The sequence below is a fragment of the Azospirillum rugosum genome (assembly GCF_017876155.1).
Classification (GTDB): domain Bacteria; phylum Pseudomonadota; class Alphaproteobacteria; order Azospirillales; family Azospirillaceae; genus Azospirillum; species Azospirillum rugosum.
Genome location: NZ_JAGINP010000018.1, coordinates 126,805 through 141,988, shown reverse-complemented (window position 1 = coordinate 141,988; position 15,184 = coordinate 126,805). Strand labels below are relative to the sequence as shown.

Here is a 15,184-nt window from a genome sequence, read left to right as displayed (position 1 = left end):
GGGCAGGCTTTTCATCAAATTCATAACGGGAAACAAGGTTATTCAGCGGCGGAATGAAGCACCGGCAGGGAAGGCGACGGGAAGCGGGACGGCAGTTCGGCGCGCAGGCTGTCCTCCAGCGCGTCGAAGACGGGGCCGATGCGGCCGGTGAAGCGGGCGCGGACCAGCCAGACGGCGACGGTCAGGTCGAAGTCGGGGACGTTCACCGTGCTGATCGGGGTGGCGCGGGTGACCGGCGCGATCAGGCGCAGCGGGGCGAGCCCATATCCGACACCGCGCGCCACCAGCGACACCAGCAGCGACTGGTCGAAGGCCTCCACCGCGATGTTCAGCGGCAACCCGTGCCGGGCCAGCAGTTCCGTCAGCGAGGTGCGATACCGGCAGCCGTCCGGCTGCAGCACCCAGCCCAGCGCGTTCATGTCGTGGATCGTTGGATCGCGGCGCCCGGGCGGGGCGATGATGCTCACCGGCTCCCGCCCGACGCAGGTGGCCGCGAGATCCTCGGGCGGAACCTGCCCCTCGTACAGAAGGACCACCGCGCCGTCGAGCGTGCCGTTGCGGACCTGCTCCATCAGCGGGGTGCTCCAGTCCGAATGCAGCCGGACCGTCAGGTCGGGGAAGGCGGCCCGCAGCGTGTCCAGCGGCTGGTGCGCGGTCAGCGTGGTCAGCACATGGGCGACGCCGAGGCGCAGCAACCCGCGGGGCCGGGTGACCGCGGCGAAGGCGTCGGACAGATCGTCGGTCGCCTGCAACACGCGGCGCGCGTGGGCCAGCGCCTGCTCCCCGTCGCGGGTGAGGACGAGCGGCTTGGTCTGGCGGTCGAACAGGGCGACGCCCAGCTCCGCCTCCAGCCGCTGGATCAGGCGCGACACCGCCGACTGAGTCAGCCCCAGCCGGTTGCCGGCCTCCTGCACCGACTGCGCCTCGGCCACGGCCACGAAGGTGCGGATCTCGTTCAGCTTCATGGGGCGAGTTTCATGGGATGAGGTCCTGCGTCTTGTCCCCTGGCGTCCGACTGTCCGCCTGGGTTAGCGTCGGGGTCAAGCACAACGAGGGATCCCCATGGCCGACACACCCACTGCCGCTCCGGACGACCGTTCCAGCCGCGAATATCCGGACCGCCCCTGGGTGGGGGTGGGCGTTATCGTCTGGCGTGGGGAGCGCGTGCTGCTGATCCGCCGGGGACGGCCGCCGCGGATGGGGCAGTGGAGCTTGCCGGGCGGGGCGCAGGCGGTTGGAGAGACGGTGTTCGAGACCGCCGTGCGCGAGGCGCTGGAGGAAACCGGCCTGCATGTGGTGCCGACGGAGGTCGTCACGGTGGTGGATGCCATGACGCTCGACGATGCCGGCGCGGTGCAGTTCCACTACACCCTGGTGGAGGTCGCCGCGGACAGCCCGGAGGGCGAGCCGGTCTGCGCCGACGACGCGCTGGAGGCGCGCTGGGTCACGGTGGACGAGGCCGCCGAACTGACGGAGTGGGACGAGACGGAGCGCGTCATCCGCCTGTCGGCGTCGCGTCGCGATGCTGGATGAAGTCCGGAATCTCGTCTTCCGGCAGGGGCTTCGCCAGCAGATAGCCCTGGATGCGGTCGCAGCGATAGGCGCGCAGGAACAGTAGCTGGTCGTTGGTCTCCACCCCCTCGGCGATCACCTGCATGCCCAGCGCGTGGGCCATGTCGATGATCGCGCGGACGATGGCCGCGGCGTCGCGGTCGTCCACCATCGCCTGGGTGAAGTGCTTGTCGATCTTCAGCGCCTCCACCGGCACGCGGCGCAGCAGCGACAGCGAGGAATAGCCGGTCCCGAAATCGTCCAGCACCAGCCGCACCCCGGCGCCGCGCAGCCGGGTCAGCACCTCACGCGAGGAGTCGCTGTGCTCGAACAGGGCGGTTTCGGTCAGTTCCAGCTTCAGGTTGGCGGCGGGCAGGCCGGTTTCGGCCAGGATGCCGAGCACGGTGCGGGCCAGGCCCGGGTCGTCGAGTTGGCGCGCCGACAGGTTGACCGCCACCGGCAGGTCGGCGATGCCGTCGTGCATCCAGCGCGCCGCCGTCTGGCAGGCGCGGCGCAGCGACCATTCGCCCAGAAGGTGGATGGCGTCGCTGGTCTCCGCCATGGGAATGAAAACGTCGGGCGGGATGACCGTGCCGTCGTCCAGGCGCCAGCGCGACAGTGCCTCGAACCCGGTCAGGCGGCCGGTCTCGACGTCGGCCTGCGGCTGGTAGGCGAGGCGAAGCTCGTTCCGCTCGATGGCCTCGCGGATGCGGTCGGTGAAGGTTCCCGGAGTGCCGATCGGCGCAAGGGTGGGCTCCGTGGGCCGGTTCAGGCCCGGTTCGGTGCCCGTGTCGCTGAACGCCTTCTGGTTCACCGCCATACCCCCTCCAGTTCAACACCCCGGCCTTAACAGTCGAAGACCGGTTTGTTAACCATATTTCAAGGGTAGTTAAGCGGTTTTTCCGTGGTTACGAAAGGGTTAACGACCTGTGCTGTGGTGATAAGAATGGGGCGGGGCGATTGAGGGCTTGGGTGCGGCGGATTGGCAACGGGGAGGGGAGTGGTTGCGTTGGGCCCCCTCCCTGACCCTCCCCCATCTTCGACGGGGGAGGGGACGTTGATGGTTAGACGTTGAAGCGGAAGTGGAAGATGTCGCCGTCGTGGACGACGTATTCCTTGCCTTCCTGGCGCATCTTGCCGTTGTCCTTGGCACCCTGCTCGCCGCCCAGCGTGACGTAGCTGTCGAAATCGATGGTCTCGGCGCGGATGAAGCCGCGCTCGAAGTCGGTGTGGATCACGCCGGCCGCTTCCGGGGCCTTGGCGCCGCGGCGCACGGTCCAGGCGCGGGCCTCCTTCGGGCCGACGGTGAAGAAGGTGATCAGGTCCAGCAGCTGGAAGCCGGCGCGGATCAGCTTGTTCAGGCCGGTTTCCTCCAGGCCCAGGGACTCCAGGAACTCCGTCTTCTCCGCGGCGTCGGACAGCTGGGCGACCTCGGCCTCGATGGCGGCGGAGATGACGACCATGCCGGCGTTCTCGGCCTTGGCCTTCTCGGCGACCTTGGCGGTCAGGCTGTTGCCGGTGGCGGCCGAGGCCTCCTCCACGTTGCAGACGTAGAGGACGGGCTTCGCGGTCAGCAGCATGAATTGCTTGAAGACCGGCTTCTCCTCCTCGCTGACCTCGACGACGCGGGCCGGCTTGCCGTCCTGGAGGACCTTCAGGGCGCGCTCCATCAGGTCGGCCTTGATCTTGCTGTCCTTGTCGCCGCCCTTGGCCTTCTTCTGGAGGCTGGTGAGCTGGCGCTCCAGGCTTTCCATGTCGGCGAGCATCAGCTCGGTCTCGACCACCTCGGCGTCGCGCAGGGGATCGACGTTGCCTTCCACGTGGGTAACGTCGTCGTCCTCGAAGCAGCGCAGGACGTGGACGATGGCGTCCACCTCGCGGATGTTGGCGAGGAACTGGTTGCCGAGCCCTTCGCCCTTGGAGGCGCCGCGGATCAGGCCGGCGATGTCCACGAACTCCAGCTGGGTCGGGATGATCTTCTGCGACTTGGCAATGGCCGCCAGCTTGTCCAGCCGCGGGTCGGGAACGCCGACGCGGCCGACGTTCGGCTCCTTGGTGCAGAAGGGGAAGTTGGCCGCCTCGGCCGCCTGGGTGGCGGTCAGCGCGTTGAACAGGGTCGACTTGCCGACGTTCGGCAGGCCGACGATGCCGCAGTTGAAGCCCATGGGGGTGCTCGCCGTCGGAAAAGTCAGGAATTGGGGCGCTTTATCCTACGTGGGGGACGAAAGCGCAAACGGGAAGTGGGGGAGGGGTGGCCCGCTACTTCCCCGGGCCGGTCGCGAGCGCCACCTTGCTCATGAACTTTTCGGCCTCGCCCTTCACGACCAGGGGGAAGTTGTCGGCGACGGCGTCGATCAGCGGGTCGAGCCAGGTCTGGTCGGCCTTGGCGAAGTCGTGCAGGACGTAGCCGCTGACCAGATCCTTGTTGCCGGGGTGGCCGATGCCGAGCCGGATGCGCCAGTAGTCCTTGCCGATGTGGCTGTCGATGGAGCGCAGGCCGTTGTGCCCGCCGTGGCCGCCGCCCTTCTTGACGCGGATCTTGCCGGGGGGCAGGTCAAGCTCGTCATGGATGACGACGACGTTCTCGGGCTTCAGCTTGAAGAATTGCAGGGCGGCGACGACCGACTGGCCGGACACGTTCATGAAGGTCAGCGGCTCCAGCGCCAGGATCTTGTCGCCGGCCACCGTGCCGTCCGCGGTCTGGCCCTGGAAGCGCTTGCGCCAGGGGCTGAAGCCGTGGCGGCGCGCGATCTCCTCGACCGCCATGAAGCCGATGTTGTGCCGGTTGCGCGCGTACTCCGCGCCGGGGTTGCCCAATCCCACCAGCAGCAGCATGGCGAAAACTCCCTATCCTACAAACGAAACAGGGGGCCGAAGCCCCCTGTCGCAACCAGTGCCGATTCCCGCGTTAGGAAGCGGCGGCCTCCTCGGCGCCCTCGGACTTCAGGCCCGACGGAGCGACGATGGTGGCGATCGTGAAATCGCGGTCGGTGATCGTCGAGGTGACGCCTTCCGGCAGCTTCACCGCGGAGATGTGGATCGAATCGCCGACGTCGAAGCCCTCGCAGGAGATCGTGATGTGCTCCGGGATGTTGCCGGCGGAGACGGACACGTCCAGCTCGTGGCGGACGACGTTCAGCACGCCGCCGCGCTTCAGGCCCGGGGACTTGTCCTGGTCGACGAACTCGACCGGAACCTGGACGTGGGTGCGGGTCTCGGCCGACACGCGCAGGAAGTCCACGTGCAGCGGGACGTCGGTCACCGGGTGGAACTGCACGTCGCGCGGCAGAACGCGGTGGGTGGCGCCGTCGACCGTGATGTCGAACAGGTGCGTGAAGAAGCCCGGCTGGTGCAGGACACGCGTGAACGTGAACTTCTCCAGCGAAATCATAACGGGGGCCTGCTTGTCACCGTAGATCACGGCCGGAATGCGGCCATCACGACGGGTCTGGCGGGCGGTCCCCTTGCCGGCCCGGTCGCGCGTTTCGGCGCTGAGCGGAACGATCTGAGTCATAGGAATGCTCCTCGAACGGAAAAAAGCGCCAGCCTCCAGGGGTGCTGACGCGTGGGCGCGGTGATTAAGCCATGCGGGGGCCGGCGTCAAGCGCGGAGTGGCCGGTCGGTGGCCGGCGGCGCGGCTTCCGGAACAACGCGCACGCCCGCAAACGAAAACGGAGCAGCCGGGGCCGCTCCGTTCGTTCGTCGCAGAATAAGTTGGCTGCCGTTACGAGAACAGGCTCGACACCGAGCGTTCTTCGCTGATGCGGGTGATGGCGTCGGCGAGCAGCGGGGCGATGGTCAGCTGGCGGATGTTGCGCGACACGCGGACCGCTTCGGTCGCCTGGATGCTGTCGGTGGTGACCAGCTGCTCCAGCGGGGAGACGGCCACGCGGGCGACGGCGCCGCCGGACAGGACGCCGTGGGTGCAGTAGGCGTGAACCGACTTCGCACCCGCGTCCATCAGCGCGACCGCGGCGTTGCACAGCGTGCCGCCCGAGTCGACGATGTCGTCCAGCAGGATGCAGCGGCGGTTCTTCACGTCGCCGATGATGTTCATCACCTCCGACACGCCGGCGCGCTCGCGCCGCTTGTCGATGATGGCGAGGTCGGCGTCCAGACGCTTGGCCAGCGAGCGGGCGCGCACCACGCCGCCGACGTCCGGCGACACCATCGTCACCTCGCCGATGTCCTCGAAGGTCGCGCGGATGTCCTTCTCAAACACCGGGGCGGCCATCAGGTTGTCGGTCGGGATGTCGAAGAAGCCCTGGATCTGGCCGGCGTGCAGGTCCATCGTCAGAACGCGGTTGGCGCCGGCCTGGGTGATCAGGTTGGCGACCAGCTTGGCCGAGATGGGCGTGCGGGGGCCGGTCTTCCGGTCCTGGCGCGCGTAGCCGTAGTAGGGGAGGACCGCCGTGATGCGCCGGGCCGACCCGCGACGCAGGGCGTCGATGGTGACCAGCAGCTCCATCAGGTTGTCGTTGGCCGGGAACGACGTCGACTGGACCACGAACACGTCTTCGCCGCGCACGTTCTCCAGGATTTCGACGAACACCTCCATGTCGGAAAACCGGCGGATGCTCGCTTTGGTCAGCGGCACGCCGAGACAGGTGGAGATGGCCTCGGCCAGCGGACGGTTGCTGTTGCCGGCAAGCACCTTCATCGCAGTCGGCTCTCTCTGCAGGGAAAAGGTTTCAGGGCGCGCGTCGGAGTAGACCCGACGTCGCCCCTTGAAAACGCGGCGGACCATAACAAAGGGGCGTGCCTATGTAAACGTTCCATGACGGACGCTCCAAGAGGTCGCAGAAGTCCGGCCCTGCGCGTTCCGCATGGCGGAAGCGTCACCGTACGGCGAATTTGGCAAGGTGTGGTTTCAGGCGCATGTCGGCCTTCGCGAAATGGTCGAAGAACCAGAATTGCAGCAGCTCGTCCGCCTTGCTCTTGGTGTAGGCGTAGGTGAAAACCGACTCGCGCGCCTCCACCTGGTCGATGATCTCGTCGAGCAGGCCCGCCAGCCGGCGGTGCTGCGCCCGGTGCTCCTCGATCTGCGGGTAGCGGATGGAGGCCTGGATCCGCTCCTCCCGCAGGAAATGGCGGGACGACACGTTGCGCAGTTCCTCCAGCAGGGCCAGGGCGTGGTCGCGCTTCGCCTCCTCGCCGGGGAGGTCGACGAACTGGCGGATCAGTTCGTGCTGGAGCCGGTGGTCGGTGTCGAGGCCCCCGTTGTCGAGAACCATTTCGTCGCGCCAGTCGAGCTGCATCCCGGCCTCCCTTGCGAAACGTGTTCACGCAGGAGTCGATCTTACCCCATATGGGTTGGATCGCAATCAATCAGTGGTTCGAACTGATGAGGGCGGGAACGGCGGTGGTGCCGCTCCCGCCCCACCTCCGTCCTCGACTCGTCCCAACGGATCAGCCCTGGAGGACGATGGCCGACAGGCCGCGGCCGTAGTCCGTCTCGCCACGCAGGCAGGAGCGGCGGTAGCTGAAGAAGCGGTCCTCCTCCACCACCGTGTCGTTGGGGCAGCGCTGGATCACCTCGACCCCGGCGTCGCCCAGCCGGCGCGCGACGTAGCCGACGAGGTCGAACAGGAAATGGCCGGGCTTGCGCGCCGGCGCGAAATAGTCGCGGTTGCGCGCGTCCTCCTCCAGGAAGGGGCCGGGGAATTCCGGCCCGACCTCGTAGGAGCGCTGGGCGATGCAGGGGCCGATCGCCGCGACGATGCGGCCGGGCTTGGCGCCCAGCTCCACCATGCGGGCGACGGTCGCCTCCAGCACGCCCCCCTTGGCGCCCTTCCAGCCGGAATGGGCGGCGCCGATCACCCGGGATTTCTCGTCGGCGAACAGCACCGGGGCGCAGTCGGCCGACAGGATGCCGAGCGCGATGCCCGGCCGGTTCGTCGCCATGGCGTCGGCCTTGGGCGCGTTCTCCGGCCGCCACGGCTCGGTGACGACCACGCAGGTCGGGCTGTGCACCTGGTAGCAGGTGACGAGCCGGTCCGGCGTCACGTCCAGCCGGGCGGCTGCGCGGGCGCGGTTCTCCGCCACGGCGGCCGGCGCGTCGCCGGACCCGAACCCGACGTTGAGCGATGCGTAGAGCCCCGTGGAAACCCCGCCCGTGCGGGTGAAGAAGGCGTGTCGGATGTGGGTGATGTCGTTCAGCGCGCCAAGCGTGATCACAGACCCGTCCCTTTGCTGTGCCGGTCTCGTTGTTATGGGGCCTCGAAACCGGCCGGGGCCCCCAGTCCGGGGGTGGCGAGCGCGAGGACCTTGAACAGGGTGCCCATTTGATCGTGGCAGATCAAGCGGTTGAGTGACGAATCAATGTCGCCGGCCTGCTTCGCCGTGGCGTTGCGCTTCAGCGCGCTTGCCCGCGGATGGATGCCGAGGCGGACCAGCCAGTCGCCCTGGTCCACCGGGCCGAAGCTTTCGGCACCGCCGTCCCGCGCGGCGGCGGCGATGGCGGCGAAGTCCACATGCGCGGTCAGGTCGGCCTCCCCGGGCGCCTCCAGCACGGGCGCGTAGGCGTGCCGGCGCAGGGCCTGGAGCGTGTCGCCCACCGCGGGGCCGTGGCTGTAGCCGTAGTCGATGACCAGGGCGGCGCCGGGCTGGGCGGCTAGCCGCTCCCCGATCAGGCGGGCGACGGCTTGCGAGGCGGGGGAGACCTCCACCACGCCGCCTTCCGGCGCGTCGCGCAAGCGGTCCGGCACCAGCCGCGCGCCGGAGCTGCCGAAGGCCTCCAGCACGAAGCGGAAGCGGGGCGCGTCGGGGGGCGAGTCGGGGTCGAGGTCGACCAGCCGCTCGAACCAGCCGTGGTTGGTCTTCTGGACCTGGCGGATGGGCAGGGCGTCGAAGAACTCGTTGGCGATGATGAGGATCGGGCCGTCGGGGACGTCGTCGAGGCGGTCGTGCCAGGTGACGGGCAGGTCTTTGAGCGTCTGGCGCTGGCGGTCGCGCAGGGTGGGGCTCGTCTCGACGAGGTGGACCTGGGCGGCCTGCCGGAAGGCGGGAACGAGGGACGCGGCGCGCAGCGCGTCCTGCATCAGCGTGCCGCGGCCGGGGCCGAGTTCGACGAGGTGGAAGGGGGCCGGCCCGCCGAGGCGCGCCCAGGTGTCGACGCACCACAGGCCGACCAGCTCCCCGAACATCTGGCTGATTTCCGGCGCCGTGGTGAAGTCGCCGGACACGCCGAAGGGGTCCTGGCGCATGTAGTAGCCGAAGCGCGGATGGCCCAGCGCCTCCGCCATGAAGGCGGCGACCGACAGCGGCCCGTCGAGCAGGATGCGGCGCGCGAGATGCTGGGCGAGGCTGTCGGGGGTGTCGGTCATGGCGAACGGTCATTCGTAGGTTGGGTGGAGCCGAAGGCGGAACCCAACAGCGTAACGGGGATGTTGGGTTGCGCTTCGCTCCACCCAACCTACGGCGGAAGGGCGGTCAGGCAACCGCCGGGCGGCGCGCGGCGTAGAGGGCCAGCGCCACGCCGAACAGGACCATCGGCAGGGACAGCAGCTGGCCCATGGTGGCCCCGGCGAACAGGAAGCCCAGCTGGGCGTCGGGCTCGCGGAAGAACTCCGCGATGATGCGCGACAGGCCGTAGCCGATGAAGAAGATGCCCGCCGCCATGCCCGGCCGCTGCCGCACCGCCGGCATCCGCACGGCGATGAAGAGCACGATGAAGAGAACCGCCCCCTCAAGGAAGGATTCGTAGAGCTGGCTGGGGTGGCGCGGCAGCTGGAGCGGGTCGCGCGGGAACACGATCGCCCACGGCACGTCGGGCGCCGCGCGGCCGTACAGCTCGCCGTTGATGAAGTTGGCGATGCGGCCGAAGAACAGCCCGATGGGGGCCGCCGCCGCGATCAGGTCGCCGAAGGCCAGCGCCGAGATGCCGCGCTTCCACGAGAACAGCAGGATCGCCACGACGACGCCCAGCAGTCCGCCGTGGAAGGACATGCCGCCGTGCCAGACCTTCAGCGCGTCCAGCGGGTTTTCCAGGTAGAAGGGCAAATTGTAGAACAGCACGTATCCCGTGCGCCCGCCCAGGATCACGCCGACAACCGCCCAGGTCAGGAAGTCGTCGAAGTCCTCCGGCGAGGGGCGGCCGGGGTTGGTGCGCGCCAGATGCAGGCAGTAGCGCCAGCCCAGCACGAAGCCCGCCAGATAGGCCAGCGCGTACCAGCGGATGACGATCGGCCCGAACTCGACGGCGACCGGGTCGATGGCGGGAAAGGCGAGGGCGAGCATGCGCGGCGAATGCCTCTTGTTGTTGCTTTTTCCCGCTCCCTCTCCCCTCTGGGGAGAGGGTCGGGGTGAGGGGGATGTCGGGGAACCAAAAGCGCAGGCGTTGCGGGACCCCCTCACCCTAACCCTCTCCCCAGAGGGGAGAGGGGATAGAAGGATCAGCGATAGGGGTCGGGCTGGGACAGGAAATCCTGCACGTAGCGGCGAACGCCTTCCTCCAGCTCCGTGAAGGGCTGGGTGAAGCCGGCGGCGCGCAGGCGTTCGGTCTTGGCCTCGGTGAAATACTGGTACTTGCCGCGCAGATGCTCCGGCATGTCGAAATACTCGACGCGCGGCTCCAGCCCCATGGCGGCGAAGGTGGCGAGCGCGAGATCCTTGAAGCTGCGGGCCTTGCCGGTGCCGACGTTGAACAGGCCGTTGACCTGCGGGTTGTCGTACAGCCACAGCATCACGGCGACGCAGTCGTCAACATGTATGAAGTCGCGCAGCTGCCCGCCGTCCTCGAACTCCGGCCGGTGCGACTTGAACAGGCGGGCGGGTTCGCCGGCCTGGAGCTTGGGGAACAGCTTGGCGACGACGCTCATCATGTCGTCCTTGTGCTGCTCGTTGGGGCCGTAGACGTTGAAGAACTTCAGGCCGGCCCACTGCGGCGGGACGATGTCGGCTTCGCCCACCACGCGGGCGATGCGGCGGTCCACCAAGTGCTTGGACCAGCCGTAGGCGTTCAGCGGGCGGAGCTTCGCCAGCGCCTCGCTTGACCCGTCGTCGTCGAAGCCGGCCGATCCGTCGCCGTAGGTCGCGGCGGAGGACGCGTAGATCAGCCGCGCGCCGCGCCAGCTGCACCAGCGCCAGAGATCCAGCGTCAGGGCGACGTTGTTGGCGACGATCTTGTCCACGTCGCGCTCGGTGGTCGCGGAGATGGCGCCGAGGTGGAAGACCACGTCGATCTCGGCCGCGAACTGGTCGAGGAAGGCCAGCGTGTTTTCGGGGGGCACGAGGGTCGCGACCTCGCGCTTGGCGAGGTTCTGCCATTTCTCGTCGGTGCCGAAGCGGTCGATCACCGCGACGTTGGTGATGCCGCGCGCGGCCAGGGCCGCCACGAGGTTCGAGCCGATGAAACCGGCCCCACCGGTGACCACGATCATGCGCTGTTCCTTGCCGCCGGACCGAAAGAAAGGACGGGTGTCTGTCCGTTGCGTCCTTATAGGCGGCGGGGAACGGGGGTGCAAGGTGGGGTGGGGGAGGTGCCTCGTCAGGCGTGGGGAATGGTCGCGTCGGGCGGGGAGTGGTCGTGCTGGGCCCCCCTCCTAACCTCCCCCCACTTCGCGGGGGGAGGGACTTGGCGTTGGTGCGGCGGAGTTCCCTCCCCCGTCGAAGATGGGGGAGGGTTAGGGTGGGGGCCCAACTGCCGACACCTTTCCCCTTACTTCACCGCCCGGTTCGCGGCACTGACCAGCGCGCGCAAGGATGCCGTCACGATGTCGGCGTCCATGCCGACGCCGAACAGGGTGCGGTCGTCCTTGGTCTTCACCTCGACGAAGGCGCAGGCCTGGGCGTCCTCGCCCTCGCCGACGGCGTGCTCGCGGTAGTCGACCACGTGCAGGTCGATGCCGGCGCCCTGGCGCAGGGCGTCCAGGAAGGCGTCGATCGGGCCCTTGCCGGAGCCCTTCAGCGTGGCGGGCTTGCCGTCGCGCGACACCACCACGTTGAGGACGCGCACGCCGGAGTTCGGGCCGCGCGGCTCGGTCGAATGCTCGATCAGGGCCAGCGGCTGCTCGGCGTCCAGATACTCGGCCTTGAAGGCGGCGTGGATGTCGGCCGGGGTCAGCTCCTTGCCGGTCTCGTCGGCGATGCGCTGCACGACCTTGGAGAACTCGATCTGCAAACGGCGCGGGATCTGGATGCCGTAGTCCTTCTCCAGCACGTAGGCGATGCCGCCCTTGCCCGACTGGCTGTTGATGCGGATCACCGCCTCGTAGCTGCGGCCCAGGTCCTGCGGGTCGATGGGCAGGTACGGGACCTCCCACTTGTTGGAGTTGGACTTGGTCAGCGCCTTCAGGCCCTTGTTGATGGCGTCCTGGTGCGAGCCGGAGAAGGCCGTGAAGACCAGCTCGCCGGCGTAGGGGTGGCGGGCCGGGACGGGCAGCTGCGTGCAGTATTCGGAGACGCGGACGATCTCGTTGATGTCGTCGATGCGCAGTTCCGGATCGACGCCCTGGGTGAACAGGTTCATCGCCAGCGTCACCACGTCCACGTTGCCGGTGCGCTCGCCGTTGCCGAACAGCGTGCCCTCCACGCGGTCGGCGCCGGCCATCATGCCCAGCTCCGCCGCCGCCACGGCGGTGCCGCGGTCGTTGTGCGGGTGGAGCGAGATGATCGCCGCGTCGCGGTTCTTCAGGTTGCGGCAGAACCACTCGATCTGGTCGGCATGGATGTTCGGGGTGGACATCTCCACCGTCGCCGGCAGGTTCAGGATGACCTTGTTGGTGGCGCTGGCGCCCCAAGTCTCCATCACCGCCTCGCAGATCTCCAGGGCGAAGTCCAACTCCGTCCCGGTGAAGCTCTCCGGCGAATATTGCAGGACGACCTCGGTCTCCGGATGCTCAGCGGCCAATCGCTTGATCAGCTCCGTGCCGGCGACGGCGATGTCGATGATGCCCTGGCGGTCCAGACCGAAGACGACGCGGCGCTGCAACTCGGAGGTCGAGTTGTACAGGTGGACGATGGCGCGCTTGGAGCCCTTGATGCCCTCGAAGGTGCGGCGGATCAGCTCCTCGCGCGACTGGGTCAGCACCTGGATGGTGACGCCGTCGGGGATCTTGCCGCCCTCGATGATCTCGCGGCAGAAGTCGAAGTCGGTCTGCGAGGCGGCCGGGAAGCCGATCTCGATCTCCTTGAAGCCCATCTTCAGCAGCGTGTCGAACATCGCGCGCTTGCGGTCCGGCCCCATCGGCTCGATCAGCGCCTGGTTGCCGTCGCGCAGGTCGACGGAGCACCAGACCGGCGCCTTCTCGATGGTGCGGTTCGGCCACTGGCGGTCGGTCAGCTTCACCTGCGGGAAGGGGGTGTACTTCTCGTGGCGGGCGGCACCGGCGGTGGTCGGGGTGGCGATGTGGTTCATGGTGCTTTTCGATCCCTAAGGGGCCCTGGCATCTCGCGGGGCGGTGTCTCGTGTCGTGGTTGGACCGGCGGGGATACGGTCGCCAAGCTGCCGGGCGGGCTCAGCGACCGTTTCTAAGTCGCAGCCCCGGCCCCAACCGGGAGACACGTCGCGTGCAGCAGGCACTCATGGGAAAATCAACACTTCGACCAGGGAAAAGGGCAGACGAACGCAAACACCCGGACGCTTCAAAGCGCCGGGGTGATAAGTCGCAGAAGGGCGTTCGTGTGGTCGATGCGGATCATGGCGCGTACTGTGCGCAGACAGGCTCGGTGTGTCAAGCGGCGATTCCGCGAAACAATGTTGTCGCGTAGGTTGGGTTCTCATCCGAAGATCAGATGGTAGAGCACCGGCAGCAGGATCGCGGTGGCCAGCGCGTTCAGGCCCATGCCGAGGCCGGCGAAGGCGCCGGCGACCTCGTTGACCTGGAGCGCGCGGGCGGTGCCGATGCCGTGCGCCGCCACCCCCATGCCGAAGCCGCGCGCCCGCCAGTCCTTCACCCGCACGAGGTTCAGCACCCAGGTGCCGAGGGAGGCGGCGATGATGCCGGTCAGGATCACGAAGACCGCGGTCAGCGACGGCAGGCCGCCGATCTGCTCCGACACGCCCATGGCGATGGGGGAGGTGACCGACTTCGGCGCCAGCGACAGCAGCGTGCGCTGCGACGCGCCAAGCGCCCAGGCGATCCCGACGGCGCTCAGCGCCGACGCGGCGGAGCCGGCCAGCAGGGCCACGAGCAGGGCGGGGGCGGAGCGGCGCACCTCGTTGAACTGCTTGTAGAGCGGCACGGCCAGCGCCACCGTCGCCGGGCCGAGCAGGAAGTGGACGAACTGCGCGCCGTCGAAATAGGTGCGGTATTCCACGCCCGTCGCGGTCAGCAGGCCGGCGATCAGCAGCACGGCGATCAGCACCGGGTTCAGGATCGGCCGCCGCCCGAACCGCTCGAACACCCACAGGCCGGCTTGGTAGGCGACCAGGGTCAGGGTCAGGCCGGCGAGCGGGCTGGCCGACAGGTACACCCAGATCTCGTGGAAATCGGGGCTCACGACCGGTCCTCCCCGTTGCGTGACAGGGCACTCATGACCCAGGCGGTCAGGGCGATGCCGAGCAGCGTGCTGCCGAACAGCGCCGCGGCGATGGGCAGCGCCTCCGTCCCCAGCCGGTGCAGGTGCGCCATCACGCCGACGCCGGCCGGCACGAACAGAAGCGACAGGTGGCGCAGGATGCCGCCCGCCGTGTCCTGCAAGGGCGCCGGCACGTCGCCCTTCACCAGCAGGCCGACGAACAGGAGTACCATGCCGATCACCGGCCCCGGAACGGGCAGGTGCAGGACGCGGGTGATCAGCTCACCCGCCAGCTGGCAGAGGAGGAGGATGGTCAGGGTGCCGAGCATCGGGGGCTCCGGGTATCGGGATTTTCGCGCACCCTAACGCCTCCGCCCCTGGCGCTGGGCCGGGGATTCGCGGCATCTGCCTTGCGCTAAAGAGCCAGCAGCTTCTCCGTCAGCCAGTCGCGCACCTCGCGGCAGACGGCCTCGGCGGTTTCGTCCAGGCAGTGGCCGGCGCCGGGCATCAGGACCAGCTTCTTGGGCTCGCGCGCCATGCGGTGGACGTGGATGGAGCACATTGGCGTCAGGATCTCGTCGGCCTCTCCATGGATCAGCAGGATGGGGCAGGCGAGATCCTTCACCGGGTCGGCGCCGAAGCCCTGGGACGCCAGCGTCACCACCGTGCAGACCGCGCCGCGGTTGGACGCGGCGGCCTGGATCACCACCGCGCCGCCGAAGGAATGGCCGACCAGCGCGGTGTGGTGGATGCCCTGTTGGCCGAGGAAGGTCAGGCCGCACAGCACGTCGTAGACCGCCTCCTCCAGGTCGTGGGGGTTGCGGAAGCGGATGCGCAGCGAGGCGATGCCGGCCTGCGTCAGGTCGGCGGCGAGGCGGGGATAGAGTCCGCGGGCCGGCGTGTCGAAACCGCCGCCGATCCCGCCAACCCAGATGACGGCGAGGTCGCCCTTCAGGCCCTTGCCCTCCGGCGCCGGGGTGAAGCGCGCCTCGATGGTCCCCCGGTCGCTGTCCAGACGGACGGGGTGGTAGCCCTCCTCCACGCGTTCGTCGATCTCGGCCGACAGAAGCGGCATGGGTGTCTCTCCAGGTTGCGTTTCTTTCCTCCTGCTAACACCGCGCTCCCGTCCCGTGTTGCTTCGGAACCTCGTCGGCGAATCCACGGTTGTCCGCGG

Annotated in this window: 16 protein-coding genes; 1 reads left to right on the top strand and 15 read right to left on the bottom strand. The window is 68.5% G+C overall.

Annotated features, from left to right (window positions below; translation table 11 throughout):
• Positions 1-38: 38 nt before the first annotated feature.
• Positions 39-965: a LysR family transcriptional regulator gene (locus tag J2851_RS23280; protein WP_209769212.1), complete on the bottom strand. Its 927-nt coding sequence runs from the start codon at positions 963-965 to the stop codon at positions 39-41.
• 97 nt (positions 966-1,062) lie between these two features.
• Between J2851_RS23280 and J2851_RS23275 the strand changes: the two genes are divergently transcribed.
• Complete coding sequence (locus tag J2851_RS23275) at positions 1,063-1,533, top strand: NUDIX hydrolase (RefSeq protein ID WP_209769211.1); 471 nt, start codon at positions 1,063-1,065, stop codon at positions 1,531-1,533.
• Here the strand turns inward: J2851_RS23275 and J2851_RS23270 are convergent.
• The 14 genes from J2851_RS23270 to J2851_RS23205 all read right to left on the bottom strand — a co-directional run bounded on the left by J2851_RS23270 (position 1,496) and on the right by J2851_RS23205 (position 15,085).
• On the bottom strand, positions 1,496-2,371 hold the full coding sequence (locus J2851_RS23270) for a putative bifunctional diguanylate cyclase/phosphodiesterase (RefSeq protein ID WP_209769209.1): 876 nt from the start codon (positions 2,369-2,371) through the stop codon (positions 1,496-1,498). The two genes, J2851_RS23275 and J2851_RS23270, sit on opposite strands and share 38 nt — an antisense overlap.
• Positions 2,372-2,615: 244 nt before the next feature.
• Positions 2,616-3,716, bottom strand: a complete 1,101-nt coding sequence (gene ychF / locus J2851_RS23265; RefSeq protein WP_209769207.1) for a redox-regulated ATPase YchF — start codon at positions 3,714-3,716, stop codon at positions 2,616-2,618.
• Between the two features lie 94 nt (positions 3,717-3,810).
• Complete coding sequence (gene pth, locus J2851_RS23260) at positions 3,811-4,386, bottom strand: aminoacyl-tRNA hydrolase (RefSeq protein ID WP_209769206.1); 576 nt, start codon at positions 4,384-4,386, stop codon at positions 3,811-3,813.
• Positions 4,387-4,459: 73 nt separating this feature from the next.
• Entirely contained in the window at positions 4,460-5,065 is a 606-nt protein-coding gene (locus J2851_RS23255; RefSeq protein WP_209769205.1) for a 50S ribosomal protein L25/general stress protein Ctc, read from the bottom strand.
• A gap of 210 nt (positions 5,066-5,275) precedes the next feature.
• A complete protein-coding gene (locus tag J2851_RS23250; protein ID WP_014199935.1) occupies positions 5,276-6,211 on the bottom strand; it encodes a ribose-phosphate pyrophosphokinase in 936 nt (311 codons plus the stop codon).
• A gap of 178 nt (positions 6,212-6,389) precedes the next feature.
• Entirely contained in the window at positions 6,390-6,809 is a 420-nt protein-coding gene (locus tag J2851_RS23245) for a bacteriohemerythrin (RefSeq protein ID WP_209769204.1), read from the bottom strand.
• Positions 6,810-6,960: 151 nt separating this feature from the next.
• Positions 6,961-7,728 carry a peptidoglycan editing factor PgeF gene (pgeF, locus tag J2851_RS23240; protein WP_209769203.1) on the bottom strand — a complete coding sequence of 256 codons (768 nt, stop codon included), beginning with the start codon at positions 7,726-7,728 and terminating at the stop codon, positions 6,961-6,963.
• Between the two features lie 32 nt (positions 7,729-7,760).
• Positions 7,761-8,876 carry a class I SAM-dependent methyltransferase gene (locus tag J2851_RS23235; RefSeq protein ID WP_209769202.1) on the bottom strand — a complete coding sequence of 372 codons (1,116 nt, stop codon included), beginning with the start codon at positions 8,874-8,876 and terminating at the stop codon, positions 7,761-7,763.
• A 106-nt stretch (positions 8,877-8,982) separates the two neighbouring features.
• Complete coding sequence (gene lgt, locus J2851_RS23230; RefSeq protein ID WP_209769201.1) at positions 8,983-9,789, bottom strand: prolipoprotein diacylglyceryl transferase; 807 nt, start codon at positions 9,787-9,789, stop codon at positions 8,983-8,985.
• Between the two features lie 155 nt (positions 9,790-9,944).
• On the bottom strand, positions 9,945-10,931 hold the full coding sequence (gene rfaD, locus J2851_RS23225; RefSeq protein WP_209769200.1) for an ADP-glyceromanno-heptose 6-epimerase: 987 nt from the start codon (positions 10,929-10,931) through the stop codon (positions 9,945-9,947).
• Between the two features lie 278 nt (positions 10,932-11,209).
• Complete coding sequence (gene leuA / locus J2851_RS23220) at positions 11,210-12,907, bottom strand: 2-isopropylmalate synthase (RefSeq protein ID WP_209769198.1); 1,698 nt, start codon at positions 12,905-12,907, stop codon at positions 11,210-11,212.
• Positions 12,908-13,269: 362 nt separating this feature from the next.
• Complete coding sequence (locus tag J2851_RS23215; protein ID WP_209769197.1) at positions 13,270-13,992, bottom strand: LrgB family protein; 723 nt, start codon at positions 13,990-13,992, stop codon at positions 13,270-13,272.
• Positions 13,989-14,339 carry a CidA/LrgA family protein gene (locus J2851_RS23210; RefSeq protein ID WP_209769195.1) on the bottom strand — a complete coding sequence of 117 codons (351 nt, stop codon included), beginning with the start codon at positions 14,337-14,339 and terminating at the stop codon, positions 13,989-13,991. The genes J2851_RS23215 and J2851_RS23210 overlap by 4 nt, the downstream gene beginning before the upstream one ends.
• Before the next feature lie 86 nt (positions 14,340-14,425).
• On the bottom strand, positions 14,426-15,085 hold the full coding sequence (locus J2851_RS23205) for an alpha/beta hydrolase (RefSeq protein ID WP_209769194.1): 660 nt from the start codon (positions 15,083-15,085) through the stop codon (positions 14,426-14,428).
• Positions 15,086-15,184: the final 99 nt, after the last annotated feature.